Source organism: Pseudomonas sp. F007 (assembly GCF_057814275.1).
On the sequence record NZ_JBVATA010000003.1, the window covers coordinates 367,893 to 383,746 of the forward strand.

Annotated in this window: 8 protein-coding genes; 3 read left to right on the forward strand and 5 right to left on the reverse strand. The window is 61.2% G+C overall.

The window, feature by feature from the left end; all coding sequences use genetic code 11:
* The first annotated feature begins 265 nt into the window (after positions 1-265).
* Positions 266-1,750 (forward strand): sodium/proline symporter PutP, encoded by a 1,485-nt coding sequence (putP, locus tag ACZYR5_RS09140; RefSeq protein WP_489089323.1) that lies wholly within the window; start codon positions 266-268, stop codon positions 1,748-1,750.
* A gap of 191 nt (positions 1,751-1,941) precedes the next feature.
* Positions 1,942-2,778: a 23S rRNA (adenine(2030)-N(6))-methyltransferase RlmJ gene (locus ACZYR5_RS09145; RefSeq protein WP_489089324.1), complete on the forward strand. Its 837-nt coding sequence runs from the start codon at positions 1,942-1,944 to the stop codon at positions 2,776-2,778.
* 115 nt (positions 2,779-2,893) lie between these two features.
* Here the strand turns inward: ACZYR5_RS09145 and msrA are convergent, their stop codons facing one another.
* The 5 genes from msrA to aceE form a co-directional block, all read right to left on the reverse strand.
* Positions 2,894-3,544: a peptide-methionine (S)-S-oxide reductase MsrA gene (gene msrA / locus ACZYR5_RS09150; RefSeq protein WP_489089325.1), complete on the reverse strand. Its 651-nt coding sequence runs from the start codon at positions 3,542-3,544 to the stop codon at positions 2,894-2,896.
* Positions 3,545-3,617: 73 nt separating this feature from the next.
* The gene (locus ACZYR5_RS09155) at positions 3,618-6,311 is read right to left on the reverse strand and encodes a sensor domain-containing phosphodiesterase (protein ID WP_489089326.1); all 2,694 of its coding nucleotides are present in this window, start codon (positions 6,309-6,311) and stop codon (positions 3,618-3,620) included.
* 212 nt (positions 6,312-6,523) lie between these two features.
* A complete protein-coding gene (locus ACZYR5_RS09160) occupies positions 6,524-7,918 on the reverse strand; it encodes an alkaline phosphatase D family protein (protein WP_489089327.1) in 1,395 nt (464 codons plus the stop codon).
* 304 nt (positions 7,919-8,222) lie between these two features.
* Complete coding sequence (gene aceF, locus ACZYR5_RS09165) at positions 8,223-9,857, reverse strand: dihydrolipoyllysine-residue acetyltransferase (RefSeq protein ID WP_489089328.1); 1,635 nt, start codon at positions 9,855-9,857, stop codon at positions 8,223-8,225.
* An 11-nt stretch (positions 9,858-9,868) separates the two neighbouring features.
* On the reverse strand, positions 9,869-12,514 hold the full coding sequence (aceE, locus tag ACZYR5_RS09170; RefSeq protein WP_489089329.1) for a pyruvate dehydrogenase (acetyl-transferring), homodimeric type: 2,646 nt from the start codon (positions 12,512-12,514) through the stop codon (positions 9,869-9,871).
* Between the two features lie 382 nt (positions 12,515-12,896).
* Here aceE and glnE point away from each other — a divergent pair, with 382 nt between their 5' ends.
* Positions 12,897-15,836: a bifunctional [glutamate--ammonia ligase]-adenylyl-L-tyrosine phosphorylase/[glutamate--ammonia-ligase] adenylyltransferase gene (gene glnE / locus ACZYR5_RS09175; RefSeq protein WP_489089330.1), complete on the forward strand. Its 2,940-nt coding sequence runs from the start codon at positions 12,897-12,899 to the stop codon at positions 15,834-15,836.
* The last annotated feature ends 18 nt before the right edge of the window (positions 15,837-15,854 follow it).

The window sequence follows — 15,854 nt, forward strand, 5'->3', positions numbered from 1 at the left end:
AAAGGGAGCAAGAAACTGTCCCGCAAAATAAATTTCCGACTGGGTGCAACTTATTCGGGCGAAACAGGTTGCACCTCATTTGCTTTGTTGAATAGGATTCGCGCCCAAGGTGCAACCGTCCACGAGACGATTCATCGGCCGATGGCTTTCCTGGGGAAACATCGGTCATAAATGCGCGGATTATCCGATCGTCTTTCAAGCGTAATCGTTTGGCGGCGCTCCATCAGACCGCCGCTACATAAAAACAAAGCCAGGGCGTAACTCAATGAGTGCAAGCAATCCAACCCTGATCACGTTCGTGATCTACATCGCAGCAATGGTGCTGATCGGCTTCATGGCCTATCGCTCCACCAACAACCTTTCCGACTATATTCTCGGTGGCCGTAGCCTGGGCAGCGTCGTGACTGCGCTTTCCGCTGGTGCTTCCGACATGAGCGGCTGGTTGCTGATGGGCCTGCCGGGCGCCATCTACATGTCCGGTCTGTCGGAAAGCTGGATCGCCATCGGCCTGATCGTCGGTGCCTACCTGAACTGGCTGTTCGTTGCTGGTCGTCTGCGCGTTCAGACCGAGCACAACGGCGACGCGCTGACCCTGCCGGACTACTTCTCCAGCCGTTTCGAAGATAAAAGCGGCCTGCTGCGGATCATCTCTGCGATCGTGATCCTGGTGTTCTTCACCATCTACTGCGCCTCCGGCATCGTGGCTGGCGCCCGTCTGTTCGAAAGCACCTTCGGCATGTCCTACGAGACAGCGCTGTGGGCCGGTGCTGCAGCGACCATTGCCTACACCTTCGTCGGTGGTTTCCTGGCGGTGAGCTGGACTGACACCGTGCAAGCCACGCTGATGATCTTCGCCCTGTTGCTGACGCCGATCATCGTGCTGCTGGCCACCGGTGGCGTCGACACCACGTTCCTCGCCATCGAGGCGCAGAACCCTGAAAACTTCAACATGCTCAAAGGCACCACCTTCATCGGCATCATCTCGCTGATGGGCTGGGGCCTGGGCTACTTCGGTCAACCGCACATCCTGGCGCGCTTCATGGCGGCGGATTCGGTCAAGTCGATCGCCAATGCCCGTCGCATCTCCATGACCTGGATGATCCTGTGCCTGGGCGGTACCGTGGCGGTAGGCTTCTTCGGCATCGCTTACTTCTCGGCGCACCCGGAAGTGGCTGGTCCAGTGACCGAAAACCACGAGCGCGTGTTCATCGAGTTGGCGAAGATCCTGTTCAACCCATGGATCGCGGGCGTGCTGCTGTCGGCCATTCTGGCTGCGGTGATGAGCACCCTGAGCTGCCAGTTGCTGGTGTGCTCGAGCGCCCTGACCGAAGACTTCTACAAGGCGTTCCTGCGTAAAAATGCTTCCCAGCTGGAACTGGTGTGGGTCGGTCGTGCGATGGTCCTGGTGGTTGCGCTGATTGCTATCGCCATGGCCGCCAACCCGGAAAACCGCGTACTGGGCCTGGTGAGCTACGCCTGGGCCGGCTTCGGTGCCGCCTTCGGTCCGGTGGTGCTGATTTCGGTGCTGTGGAAAGGCATGACCCGTAACGGCGCACTGGCCGGTATCCTGGTCGGCGCGATCACCGTGATCGTCTGGAAGCATTTCGCCCTGCTGGGCCTGTACGAAATCATCCCGGGCTTCATCTTCGCCAGCCTGGCCATCTTCCTGGTCAGCAAGCTGGGTGAGCCTTCGGCAGGCATGCTGCAGCGTTTTGCTGCGGCAGAGAAAGATTTCCACCTGAACAAGTGATTGGCGGGGCTTATGCCCTGATCAGTTATTGATCAAAAAAGCGGCTCGCAGCCTCAAGGTGCGGGCCGTTTTTTTTGCTTGTCATTACTGACCGGGAGCCAGGTCGGCGCCGGGACGCGGGCCACTCAGCTGCGAACCCCTGACGCTGGGCGCGCTACAGGGTAAACTTCGCCTCCTTCGCAGGAGCAGCCATGAATTATCGTCACGCCTTCCACGCCGGCAATCACGCCGATGTGTTCAAACACCTGACCTTGACCCGCCTCATCGCCCTGATGTCGCGCAAGGAGCAGCCGTTTGCCTATCTCGACACCCATGCCGGCATTGGTTTGTATGACCTGCAAGGCGATCAGGCCAACCGTACCGGGGAGTATCTGGAAGGTATCGCGCGGTTGTGGGGCGAGTCGGACCTGCCAATCCTGACGGCCGACTACATGCAGGTGCTGCATGAGATGAACCCGGATGGCCAGTTGCGCTATTACCCAGGCTCGCCAGAGCTGGCGCGGCGCCTGACGCGGCCGCAGGACCGCGTGCTGCTCAATGAAAAGCATCCGGAAGATGGCTTGCTGCTCAAGGACAACATGAAAGGCGACCGTCGGGTCAAGGTGCACCTGGGCGAAGGCTGGCATGTGCCGCGTGCGCTGTTGCCGGTGCCGGAAAAGCGTGGCCTGATGCTGATCGACCCGCCGTTCGAGAAGCTCGACGAGATGCAGCGTTGTGCCGCGTCGCTCAAGGAAGCGATTGGCCGGATGCGCCAGACCGTCGCTGCGATCTGGTACCCGGTGAAGGACCAGCGCATGCTGCGACGCTTCTACCAGGACCTGGCTGGCAGCGGTGCGCCGAAGCTGTTGCGCGTGGAGTTGCTGGTGCATCCGCTGGACACGCCGAACAGCCTGAACGGGTCCGGGCTGGCGATTGCCAATCCGCCGTGGGGGTTGGAGGAGGAGTTGCGTGAGCTGCTGCCGTGGCTGTCGCAGAAGCTGGGCCAGACCCAGGGTGGGTGGCAGATGGATTGGCTAATTGCTGAGTAATTGCTGCATTCCAGCCTCCCTGTAGGAGCCGGTTTGTCGGCGATATCGGTGCAGAGGGCACTGCTGAGCCCACTGCCGCCATCGCCGGCAAGCCGGCTCCTACAGGTTTTCTTTTTCAGATCGGGCAAGTCACGCCTGTGCCGCCGATCCCGCAATAGCCTTGAGGGTTTTTCGCCAGGTACTGCTGGTGATAGGCCTCGGCGAAGTACACGGTTGGCGCCTGGTCGATCTCGGTGCTGATTTCACCCATGCCGGCCTTGGTCAATTCAGCCTGATAGGTGGCCTTGCTCTTCTGTGCCGCCTCCAGTTGCTCTGGAGTCGTGGCATAGATGGCTGAACGGTACTGGGTGCCGATGTCATTGCCCTGGCGCATGCCCTGGGTCGGGTTGTGCAGTTCCCAGAACATCGCCAGCAGTTCGTTGTAGCTGACCTTGGCCTTGTCATACACCACCAGCACGACTTCAGTGTGGCCGGTCAGGCCCGAGCAGACCTCTTCGTAAGTCGGGTTCGGGGTGAAGCCGCCGGCGTAACCGACCACCGTGCTGACCACGCCTTCACGCTGCCAGAAGCGACGCTCTGCGCCCCAGAAGCAGCCAAGGCCGAAGATCGCGAAGTCGACATCCTGGAAAAACGGACCGAGCAACGGCGTGTCTTTGAACACGAAGTGGTTTTCCGGCAGCGTCATCGCTGTTTCACGGCCAGGCAGGGCTTGTTCTTGAGTAGGCAGCACGTTTTTATTCACCAGAATTTCCGAGCGCAAGACCATGATCAGTCCTCCAGTCAGGTTGGGGATGTAATAAGGAGTCAGACCGCCAGTGTGCCCGAGTGTTACCGCGCTGTCAGGCGATTGGGCCACGCGGATAGCGTTTGAGCTTGTCGATCAGCTCGGTGCCGGGGATCGGCCGGTCGAACAGGTAGCCCTGGCCGACGTCGCAGCGATGGCGGCGCAGGAACGCCAGTTGCGCGGCGGTCTCGATCCCTTCGGCCACCACCTTGAGTTTGAGGTTGTGGGCCATGGCGATCACCGCCGAGGTGATTTCCATGTCGTCCTGGTTGTCCGGGATTTCATGGATAAAGCTGCGATCGATCTTGATGATGTCGATCGGGAATTTCTTCAGGTAGCTGAGGGATGAATAACCGGTGCCGAAATCGTCCATGGCCAGGGTCAGGCCCAGGCGCTTGAGCTGGTCGAGTTGCAGGTGGGTGTCTTCGGTCGCTTCCAGCAGCAGGCCTTCGGTCAGTTCCAGCTCCAGCAGATGGGCGGGCAGTTGTTCTTCCTTGAGAATGTTGGCGATCGACGACACCAGGTCCGGGTCGGAGAACTGCTTGGGCGACAGGTTGATTGCCACCTGCAGGTTGCCCAGGCCGGCGGCGCTCAGCTCGATGCTCATGCGGCAGGCCTGGCGGGCGATCCACTTGCCGATCGGGATGATCAGGCCGGTCTCTTCGGCAACACTGATGAACTGGTCCGGGCGGATCATGCCCTTTTCCGGATGATTCCAGCGCAGCAGCGCCTCCATCCCCAGCAGGCGACCGGTGCGCAGGCACAGCTTGGGCTGGTAGAACACGTCCAGCTCATTCTGGGTCAGGGCGCGTCGCAGGTTGTTTTCGACGAACAGCTTGTAGCTGGCCTCGGCGTTCAGGGCTTCGGTAAACACCTGGACCTGATGCTTGCCGTTGGCCTTGGCCTTGTGCAGCGCGAGGCCGGCGTTGCGCATCAGGGTCTGCGGGTCGCTGCCGTGCAACGGCGCACAGGCCACGCCCACCGAGGCGGTTACGCTGATCAGTTGGTTGTCGACGAACATCGGCTTGTCCAGCGTCATCAGCAACTGGCTGGCCATCTGCTGGCCGACACTCAGGCTGGCGTCGTCCAGCAATACCGCAAACTCGTTACTGGCAAACCGCGCCAGGCTGCCGCTCGGGCTCAGGCTGTTACGCAGGCGCCGGGCCAGGCTGATCAGCAGCTTGTCGCCGGTCTGGTGGCCGAGGCTGTCGTTGATCCGCTTGAAGTTGTCGATGTCCACCAGCAGCAGGCAGGTCGGGCTGTCGCTGTTGCGGGCGAAGCGTTCGTCGAGGTTGCGGATGAACGCCGGGCGATTGCCCAGGTTGGTCAGGTTGTCGGTGTAGGCCAGGCGCTCGATGCGTTGCTGGGCGAGCTTGGTCTGGGTGATGTCTTCGTAGATGCCGATGTAGTGGGTCAGTTCGCGGTTGTCGCCGTACACCTTGGAGATCGACAGTTGGCCCCAGTAGGGTTCCAGGTTCTTGCGCCGGCTCTTGAACTCACCTTGCCAGCTGTTGCTCTTGGCCAGGCTGGAGGGTGCATCGAACAGCAGTTCGCTGAGGTTTTCCAGGGCCGGCAGTTCCGACAGGCGATAGCCGTGGACTTCTTCGGTGCTGTACTGGGTGATCGCGGTGAAGCTCGGGTTGACGTATTCGACCACGCCGTCGCAGTTGACCAGCAAAAAGGCGTTGGCGCTTTGCTCGACGGCACGCTGGAACAGGTGCAGGGCGCTGGTTGCCGTGCGGCGGTTGTGGTTGTTGATGACCTGGGCGAATTGGTCGGCCAGCTCGCCGGCGAAGGCAATTTCATCGGATTGCCAGGCGCGGGTGACACCGATCTGCTCAAGACAGAGCACGCCGACCACCTGGCCATCGACGCGGATGCTGGCATCGAGCATGGCGTTGACGTCGCGCGGACGCAGGCTCTCGGCCATTTCCCGGGTGCGTGGGTCGTGCATGGCATTGTGCGCGTCGATGGCCCGGCTGGAGTGCAGGGCTTCGAGGTAATCGGGAAAGCCGCTGGCGTCGATGATCTCGGGCAGGCGGTATTCCTGGGAGGCGCGGTGGTAGGCGGAAATTGGCAGCAGGCGCTGGCCGTCGAGGTTCCACAGGCTGGCGCTGTCGATCTCGTAGATCTCGCAGGCGCTGCGGGTGATCAGCTTGGCCGCTTCCTGCAAGGAGTTGCCGGAGCTGTAGCGCTGGCGCGTGAGCAGCAGGATCAGGTCTTGTTGGGCGCGCATGCGGTCCAGGTGCTGCAGTTGTTCCTGTTGCGCACGCTGATTCAGCTCCAGGGCGATCTGCAGGCGTGAGTTCTGGGTTTCCAGGTCGAGCGCCGGGACCAGCGGATCATTTTCGAACATGCCGTCGACCACCAGCAGGTAGCCGCGCAGCAGGTGACGATTGTGTTGTTTGTAGGCTTCGCCCATTTCCAGCAGGCTCAGCGGGCCTTGCGCGGTGTGCAGGGTATAGCGGATCAGGTAATGCGGGGCTTCGCTCAGTTGCTGCTGGATCGCGTCGTGCAATTGGTAGCGAGCCTCGGGCTCCATCAGGCTGGCGTAGGGCGAGCCGACCAGGGCGCAGAGTTCGACGGCGGGCAGGCCGAATTGGCGTTCGCAATTGGGGTCGAGGAACAGCAGGGCCCAGCTCGCTTCATTCAGCCGTTCGAAACGCAGCATGCCCAGCCGCGAGGGCACAGGCAATTGCGTCACTACCTCGGCCACCATTCGGCTGGCGGCATCGGGATGGCTTTTCATTGAAGGAACTCGCTTCGAAAATGCTGAGCGCGATGGGCTCTCGCCCGCCGTTCTGTTGCCTGGCGCAAGGTTGCATGATGCAGCCCTGACTGACAATAGAAGATGAAGGCTAAATGCTATAAGCCTTTATCGGCAGAGTGCCTAACTTCTGTAGGAAATACTGCGTGTAAATTGTAGGAGTCAGCCTGCCAGGAACCGGCTCCTACGAGGGTTTATGGGCGCAACGGCAGGGCGACTGAATACAGGTGCTCGCCGTCAGGGCCGCGGTACTCCACTTTGAGGTGCTCTCTCTCGACTCGCAGATAGGCAAAGTTGTCCTGGCTGATGACCGGGCTGGTCCATTGCAGGTGATAGTCGCCTGCCACGGTGCGGGTCAGGGGCTGGTCAAGGATGAACCAGGTGGCCTTGGCATAGGGCAGCAGGACGCTGTTGCACAAGGGCGAGGAGACGATGGTGTGCACTTCGAAGTCGCGATCTTCGGTGTGTTTCAGGCGCGAGACCAGCGAGCCGTGAACGTCGCCAGAGACAATGAAGACGTTTTTGATCTTATGGCTGCGGATGGTTTCCAGAATGCGCAGGCGTTGCTCGGGAAAGGCTTTCCAGGCGTCACCGTCAGCGCTTGAGCGATCCGGGTAGAACATCACGCTGCTCACCAACAACTTGACCCGTGCCGGGCTGTTGATCAGCCACGACAGCAGCGCGTATTCCTGCTCGACATCGAGGATTCGCCGGTCAGTGGGCGTCAGGTTGCGCCGGGTTCGGCTGTCGGTGACAAACCATTCGATATCGCCCTGGGCGAACTGGTACCAGTAGTGCGGCAGTTTGCGGGCAGGCTGCCCGCTTTCCAGCAGTTCATGGGCCGGGCTGTGGCTGGCCTGATAAATCTCGTAGGCGTCCATGGCATTGCGATACAGGGCGAAATCGTTGTCGGCCCTGGCAGGCCAGTTATCTTCAATTTCGTGATCATCGAGGATCATGTAGGTCGGCACCGAGGCCATGAGTGCGCGGATATGGGGTTGGGAAAAGGCCGCGCGATACTTGGCCAGGATCTCCTTGTATTCGCGATCCGGGCCGACGATGTTCATGTCGTCCACGTAGACCTGATCGCCGGTCATCAGCAGTGCATCCACCGGTGTCGAGGGTTGTTTCGACAGCTGGTGGATGGCCGAGAAGATCTTGTCGCCCTTTGATGGCAGCGACGGGATACCCAGGGTCATGCGCAAGTAACGGCAAGAGCCGACCACATAACCACGCAGCGTGCTCGTTTCGCTGGGGTGGGTGCGCAACCGGTAAATCTCCTCGGGCCAGCGCAGGGGCAGTGCCTGCAGGGCCGGTGTGCTCGCCAGGCCTTTGCCGATGTTGAACCAGCCAGCCTGGTACTCGTAAGGCGTATCGCTGTCCAGGTGGTTGAGGGCGATGACGGTTGAATGGTCGCGGGACGCTGAAAGTTCGGAAAATACCGGCACGGACCAGTCCGGCTCGCCTAAGCGTCGATAGCGGACTGCGGCAAACAGTCCTGCCTTGCTGATGGATTCACCACGGATAAACAGGCGTGTGTGATGGGCAGTGGTGTGGCCGACAATGGGGCCGACAGTGGGCTTGAACATATTCGAGTCCATTCGAAGTGCAGCGTTGAATTGGGGGGGGGCGGGGCGCGAAGCGATGATGTTTCTTGGCCGACTTATCGTATGACTCGTGGCAAAGGAAATATTGGCGGGTAAGCGGACTCGGGATGTGGTCTGGATCAGCGCTGGCTGTGGGGACCAGCCGTGATTGAAGTAGGCGTATTCAGGCTTTCAAGGAACGCCGGGCAAAAAAAGCCCCGCCAGATTGGCGGGGTTGAGGTACGAGCGTGGCGCTCGGAAAACGTGGAACCCGAAGGGCCCTTCGTTGAAGAAGGGCCGTCCGGTCTTACAGCAGGATGGTACGGATGTCGCCCAGCAGGTCGCTCAGACGCTTGGTGAAACGGGCCGCAGCGGCGCCGTTGATCACGCGGTGGTCGTAGGACAGCGACAGCGGCAGCATCAGTTTCGGCTGGAAGGCTTTGCCGTCCCAGACTGGCTGGATGGTGGCCTTGGAAACACCCAGGATCGCCACTTCCGGCGCGTTGACGATCGGCGTGAAGCCGGTGCCGCCAATGTGGCCGAGGCTGGAGATGGTGAAGCAGGCGCCTTGCATCTCGTCTGCCGAGAGCTTCTTGGTCCGGGCTTTTTCAGCCAGGGAAGCGGCTTCGGCTGCCAGTTGCAGCAGGCTCTTCTGGTCGACGTTCTTGATGACCGGCACCAGCAGGCCTTCAGGGGTGTCGACGGCGAAGCCGATGTTCACGTACTTCTTGCGGATGATTGCCTTGCCGCTTGGCGCCAGCGAACTGTTGAAGTCCGGCAGTTCCTTGAGCAGGTGCGCGCAGGACTTGAGCAGCAGCGGCAGCACGGTCAGCTTGACGCCAGCCTTCTCGGCCACGGCTTTCTGCGCGATACGGAACGCTTCCAGCTCGGTGATATCCGCCGAGTCGAATTGGGTTACGTGCGGCACGTTCAGCCAGCTGCGGTGCAGGTTGGCAGCGCCAGCCTGCATCAGGCGGGTCATCGGCACTTCTTCGATTTCACCGAAGCGGCTGAAGTCCACGACCGGGATCGGCGGAATGCCAGCACCACCGGTAGCGCCGGCGGCCGGAGCTTCCTTGGCCTTCTGCATCATCGCCTTGACGTAGACCTGCACGTCTTCCTTGAGGATGCGGCCGTGGGGGCCGGTAGCGCCTACAGCGTTCAGCTCGACGCCGAACTCACGGGCCAGCTGACGAACTGCCGGGCCTGCGTGAACCTTGCCAGCGCTTGGCGCTGGAGCCGCAGCAGGGGCTGGAGCAGCCTCGGCTTTTGGCGCAGGAGCAGCAGCCGGTGCAGGCGCTGCTTCAGCCTGGGCCGCAGGCGCGGCGGCCGGTGCAGGAGCGGCCGGTGCCGAAGCGCCAGTCACTTTCAATTTGAGGATGAAGTCGCCAGTGCCGACTTCGTCTTCCAGTTTGACCGCGATGCTTTCCACGACGCCGGCAGCCGGCGAAGGGATTTCCATGCTGGCCTTGTCCGATTCCAGGGTGATCAGCGATTGATCAGCCTCGACGGTGTCGCCGACCTTGACCAGCACTTCGATGATCTTGGCCTTGCCCGACGAGCCGATGTCCGGAACATGAATGTCCTGGACAGTGGCGGCAGCCGGGGCCGCAGCTGCTGCAGGAGCAGCCGCCGGGGCTGGCGCGGCAGCAGGTGCCGCCGCAGCCGGTGCAGGGGCCGCGGCCGGAGCCTCGGATGCCGCAGCGGCACCCTCGACTTCCAGTTCCAGCAGTTCGTCGCCTTCTTTCAGGCGATCGCCCAGCTTCACTTTCAGGCTCTTGATGATGCCGGCCTTGGGAGCTGGAACTTCCATGCTCGCCTTGTCCGATTCCAGCGTCAGGATGCTCTGTTCGGCTTCGACACGGTCGCCGACCTTCACAAACAGTTCAATTACTTCACCTTCACCGCTGCCGATGTCAGGTACGCGAATGAGTTCGCTCACAGGGGTTCTCCTCAGCAGTCCAGTGGGTTGCGTTTTTCCGGGTTGATACCGAACTTGACGATAGCTTCAGCTACCACCTTAGGCTCGATGTCACCACGGTCAGCCAGTGCTTCCAGGGCTGCCAACACCACGAAATGACGGTCAACTTCGAAGAAATGACGCAGTTTCTTGCGGCTGTCGCTGCGGCCGAAACCGTCGGTGCCCAGGACTTTGAATTCCTTGGACGGTACCCACTGACGGATCTGCTCGGCGAACAGCTTCATGTAGTCGGTAGAGGCAATCACCGGACCTTTACGGCCGTTCAGGCACTCTTCGACGTAGCTCAGCTTAGGCTTCTGGCCAGGGTGCAGACGGTTGCTGCGCTCTACGGCCAGGCCGTCGCGACGCAGTTCGTTGAAGCTGGTAACGCTCCACACGTCGGCGCCGACGTTGAACTCTTCACGCAGGATCTTCGCCGCTTCACGAACTTCACGCAGGATGGTGCCGGAGCCCATCAGCTGGACGTGGTGCGCCGCTTCGCGGTTGTCTTCCTCGAGCAGGTACATGCCTTTCTTGATGCCTTCTTCGGCACCGGCCGGCATGGCTGGCTGCTGGTAGGACTCGTTCATCACGGTGATGTAGTAGAAGACGTCCTGTTGCTCTTCGGTCATCTTCTTCATGCCGTCCTGGATGATCACCGCCAGCTCGTAGCCGTAGGTTGGATCGTAGGTGCGGCAGTTCGGGATGGTCGCGGCCAGCAGGTGGCTGTGACCGTCTTCGTGCTGCAGGCCTTCACCGTTCAGGGTGGTCCGGCCGGCGGTGCCGCCGATCAGGAAGCCACGGGTACGGCTGTCGCCAGCGGCCCATGCCAGGTCGCCAATGCGCTGGAAGCCGAACATCGAGTAGAAGATGTAGAACGGCAGCATCGGCTGGTTGTGGCTGGAGTACGAAGTACCGGCAGCGATGAAGGAGCTCATGGCGCCCGCTTCGTTGATGCCTTCTTCAAGGATCTGACCTTTCTGGTCTTCCTTGTAGAACATCACCTGGTCTTTATCGACTGGTTCGTAGAGCTGGCCGACGGACGAGTAGATGCCCAGTTGACGGAACATGCCTTCCATACCGAAGGTACGGGCTTCGTCCGGGATGATCGGAACGATGCGTGGGCCGATTTCCTTGTCCTTGACCAGTTGCGCGAGGATCCGCACGAAGGCCATGGTGGTGGAGATTTCGCGGTCGCCCGAACCGTCGAGGATGGCCTTGAGGGTCTCCAGCGGTGGCGTCGGGATGTTGAAGCTTTGCGCGCGGCGCTGAGGAACGAAGCCGCCCAGTGCGGTGCGACGCTCGCTCAGGTAGCGGGCTTCGGCGCTGCCTTCTTCAGGTTTGAAGAACGGCAGGTTTTCCAGCTCTTCATCCTTGACCGGGATGTCGAAGCGGTCACGGAACAACTTCAGGCTGTCGACGTCGACTTTCTTGGTGTTGTGCGCAGTGTTCTTCGCTTCGCCGGCACCGGTGCCATAACCCTTGATGGTCTTGGCCAGGATGACGGTTGGTTGTTCCTTGTGGTTGACCGCTTCGTGGTACGCCGCGTAGACCTTGTACGGGTCGTGGCCGCCACGGTTGAGTTTCCAGATCTCGTCGTCGGACAGATCGGCAACCATCGCCTTGAGTTCTGGCGTGTTGAAGAAGTGTTCACGCACGAACGCGCCGTCTTTGGCTTTGTAGTTCTGGTACTCGCCGTCGATGACTTCGTCCATGCGGCGTTGCAGGATGCCGTCGACGTCCTTGGCCAGCAGTGGGTCCCAGAAACGGCCCCAGATGACTTTGGTGACGTTCCACTGAGCACCGCGGAACACGCCTTCGAGTTCCTGGATGATCTTGCCGTTGCCGCGAACCGGGCCGTCGAGGCGCTGCAGGTTGCAGTTGATGACGAAGATCAGGTTGTCCAGCTTCTCGCGGCCGGCCAGGGAGATCGCGCCCAGGGATTCCGGCTCGTCGCACTCGCCGTCGCCCAGGAAGCACCAGACTTTCTGCTTGCCTGGCTGGATGAAGCCACGGTGTTCCAGGTACTTCATGAAGCGTGCCTGGTAGATCGCCTGGATCGGGCCCAGACCCATGGACACGGTCGGGAACTGCCAGAAGTCAGGCATCAGCCAAGGGTGCGGGTAGGACGACAGGCCCTGACCGTCGACTTCCTGGCGGAAGTTGTTCATCTGGTCTTCGGTGATGCGGCCTTCCATGAACGCACGGGCGTAGACGCCTGGCGAGGTGTGGCCCTGGAAGTAGATCAGGTCGCCGCCGTGTTCGTCGGTCGGGGCCTGGAAGAAGTAGTTGAAGCCGATGTCATACAGGGTCGCACTGGAAGCGAAGCTGGAGATGTGACCGCCGAGGTCGGAATCTTTCAGGTTCGTACGCATTACCATGGCCATCGCGTTCCAGCGTACCAGCGAGCGAATGCGGCGTTCCATGAACAGGTCGCCAGGCATGCGTGCTTCGTGGGTAACAGGAATGGTGTTGCGGTAAGGCGTGGTGATGGCGTATGGCAGTTGCGAGCCGCTGCGGGTCGCAAGTTCGCCCATACGGGTCATCAGATAGTGAGCACGGTCTTCGCCTTCTTTGTCGAGAACCGATTCCAGGGCGTCCAGCCATTCCTGGGTTTCGACGGGATCGAGGTCTTGCATGGCTTGCTCCAGGGCGGAAAGGCTACCAGAATCGGTTGCCTGAGTTAGCGACTGGCCTTGTGGGCAGACGTTTATGAATTCTTGGATTGCCGGAGGTTATTCGGCGGCGTGTAGTTTTACTACAAATCTTCAGGCATTTCAGCCTTTCGCCTGTATAGACGAGTAGTAAAACTACAGGAGAACGGCTTGTGGCCTCCTGCTGCGTTGTGAGAATAATCGTTAATCTTGGTCTTTCGTCATTCGCAATTGGGTAGAGCTTGATGCTGGCTGCCAAAAAAAACCGAATTTCAGCTATTTCTAACTTTTGTTCGACAGTCATTTGCGTAGTGGATGTGACGGGTTCACTACAAACCGCCCTTTCTACGCCGATCAAGGATAGACCATGAGCCTTCCTTCGCTTGCCCCACTGCCCGCCATTCTCCTGCCATTGGTCAGCCGCGCCGAGCAATCGTTCCGCGCGGCGGTAGCCACCCTCGATGACGATCACGGCCTGTCCAATTGGACGCCTGAGCGCTGGGCAGATTTCGCCCGGGTCACCGCCGCCAGCGACTTTGTCATTGAACAGAGCGTGCGTGACCCTTTGATGTTGCTGGCGCTGGTGCAGTCCGGCGAGCTTGAGCGCAGTTATGCCGTGGGCGAGTTGTGCGCGCAAATCGCCACGGCGGTGCAGGCCGCGACCACCGAAGATGAACTGGCCCGCGCATTGCGCCGCCAGCGCAACCGCCATCAGGTGCGAATCATCTGGCGCGACCTGACTCGCCAGGCCGACCTGGTGCAGACCTGCCGCGATCTCTCGGACATGGCCGACGCCTCTATCGACCAGGCCTACCAATGGCTGTACCAGCGCCATTGCCAGCAGTTCGGCACGCCGACCGGCTGGCGCAGCGGCGAACCGCAGCAGATGGTCATTCTCGGCATGGGCAAGCTCGGCGCCGTGGAACTGAACCTGTCATCGGACATCGACCTGATCTTCGCCTTCCCCGAGGGCGGCGAAACGGTCGGGGTGAAACGCCCCCTGGATAACCAGGAGTTCTTTCTGCGGCTCGGCCAGCGCCTGATCAAGGCGCTGGACCCGATCACCGTCGACGGTTTTGTGTTCCGCGTCGACATGCGCCTGCGCCCTTACGGCTCATCCGGGGCGCTGGTGCTCAGCTTCAATGCGCTGGAGCAGTACTACCAGGACCAGGGGCGCGACTGGGAACGCTACGCGATGATCAAGGCGCGGGTGGTGGCCGGCGACCAGGCCAAGGGCGCGCAACTGCTCGAGCTGCTGCGCCCCTTCGTCTATCGGCGTTACCTCGACTTCTCGGCAATCGAAGCGCTGCGCACCATGAAGCAGTTGATTCAGCAGGAAGTGCGGCGCAAAGGCATGGCCGACAACATCAAGCTGGGTGCCGGTGGTATCCGCGAGGTCGAGTTCATCGCCCAGGCCTTCCAGTTGATTCACGGCGGCCGCGACCTGAGTCTGCAGCAACGCCCTCTATTAAAGGTGCTCGGCACGCTGGAGGGGCAGGGCTATCTGCCGCCGGCGGTGATCAGCGAGCTGCGTGAAGGCTACGAATTCCTGCGCTACACCGAACATGCGATCCAGGCGATTGCCGATCGGCAGACGCAAATGCTCCCCGACAATGAACAGGATCAGGCGCGTATCGCCTTCATGCTGGGCTTTGGCGACTGGGCAGCCTTCCATGAGCAACTGATGTACTGGCGCGGCCGAGTTGATTGGCATTTCCGCCAGGTGATCGCCGATCCTGACGAGGATGAGGGTGAGGAAGGTGAGGTGATCGTCGGCGGCGAGTGGCTGCCGCTGTGGGAAGAAGCGCAGAACGAGGAGGCGGCTTGCCGGCAGTTGGAGGAAGGTGGCTTCGCCGATGCGCCCAAAGCCCTTAAAGCCTTGGCTGGGTTGCGCGGCAGTCCGCAGTTGCGGGCGATGCAGCGCCTCGGTCGCGAGCGGCTCGATGCCTTTATCCCGCGCCTGCTGGCCCAGGCGGTGGAGCACGCCAGTCCGGACCTGGTGCTGGAGCGCGTGCTGCCGCTGGTCGAAGCCGTGGCTCGGCGCTCCGCCTATCTGGTGTTGCTCACGGAAAACCCCGGGGCGCTGCGCCGCCTGCTGACCCTGTGCGCCGCCAGCCCGTGGATTGCCGAACAGATCACCCGTTTCCCTTTACTGCTCGACGAATTGCTCAACGAGGGGCGCCTGTTCAAGCCGCCATTGGCGCCGGAATTGGCCGCCGAACTGCGCGAGCGCCTGACGCGAATTCCCGAGGACGACCTCGAACAGCAAATGGAGGCGCTGCGTCATTTCAAGCTGGCCCACCGCTTGCGCGTGGCAGCCTCTGAAATCGCCGGCAGCCTGCCGTTGATGAAAGTCAGCGATTACCTGACCTGGCTGGCCGAAGCGATTCTCGAGCAAGTGCTGGCCCTGGCATGGCGCCAGACGGCGGCCAAGTACGGTTCGCCGCGGCGTCTCGACGGCACGATTTGCGATCCGGGATTTATCATTGTCGGTTACGGCAAGGTGGGTGGGCTGGAGTTTGGGCACGGCTCTGACCTGGACCTGGTGTTCATCCATGACGGCGACCCGCAGGCGGAAACCGACGGGCCCAAGCCCATCGACGGCGCGCAGTTTTTCACCCGGTTGGGGCAGCGGATCATCCATTTATTGACCACCCAGACCAACTCCGGTCAGTTATATGAAGTCGATATGCGCCTGCGGCCGTCGGGGGCTGCGGGTCTGCTGGTCAGCTCGCTGGGCGCTTTCGAGCGTTATCAGGAGAACGAGGCCTGGACCTGGGAGCATCAGGCTTTGGTGCGCGCGCGCGTGCTGGTGGGCAGCGAGGATGTTGGCCAGGCATTCGAGAAAGTCCGCGCCAAAGTCCTTGCCCGGCAGCGGGATTTGCCCAAGCTGCGCCAGGAAGTCAGCGAAATGCGGGCCAAGATGCGCGACAACCTGGGAACCAAGGGCACCGCCGCCGGCACTGCTGCCAATGCCTTTGAAGCGACCTCGCCGTTCGACCTCAAGCAGGATGCCGGTGGTATCGTCGATATTGAATTTATGGTGCAATACGCCGCTTTGGCGTGGTCGCATAGCCATCCGCCGTTGCTGCGCTGGACCGACAATATCCGCATTTCCGAGGAGCTGGAGCACGAAGGGCTGATGCCGGTCGAAGACGCCAGCCTGCTGCGCGAGGTGTATAAAGCCTACCGCGCCGCTGCCCACCGGCAGGCCCTGCAGAAGGAGGCCGGAGTGGTTCCAGGCGATCAGTTTGTGCAAGAGCGTCGGCAGGTGATGCGGATCTGGCGTGAGCTGGGGCTAAGCTGATAGCGAATGCACAACCCC

Excerpts from the sequence above, each read along its gene's own strand:
- putP (WP_489089323.1), top strand. The coding sequence starts at position 266 with ATGAGTGCAAGCAATCCAACCCTGATCACGTTCGTGATCTACATCGCA.
- ACZYR5_RS09145 (WP_489089324.1), top strand. The coding sequence starts at position 1,942 with ATGAATTATCGTCACGCCTTCCACGCCGGCAATCACGCCGATGTGTTC.
- msrA (WP_489089325.1), bottom strand. The coding sequence starts at position 3,544 with ATGGTCTTGCGCTCGGAAATTCTGGTGAATAAAAACGTGCTGCCTACT.
- ACZYR5_RS09155 (WP_489089326.1), bottom strand. The coding sequence starts at position 6,311 with ATGAAAAGCCATCCCGATGCCGCCAGCCGAATGGTGGCCGAGGTAGTG.
- ACZYR5_RS09160 (WP_489089327.1), bottom strand. The coding sequence starts at position 7,918 with ATGTTCAAGCCCACTGTCGGCCCCATTGTCGGCCACACCACTGCCCAT.
- aceE (WP_489089329.1), bottom strand. The coding sequence starts at position 12,514 with ATGCAAGACCTCGATCCCGTCGAAACCCAGGAATGGCTGGACGCCCTG.
- glnE (WP_489089330.1), top strand. The coding sequence starts at position 12,897 with ATGAGCCTTCCTTCGCTTGCCCCACTGCCCGCCATTCTCCTGCCATTG.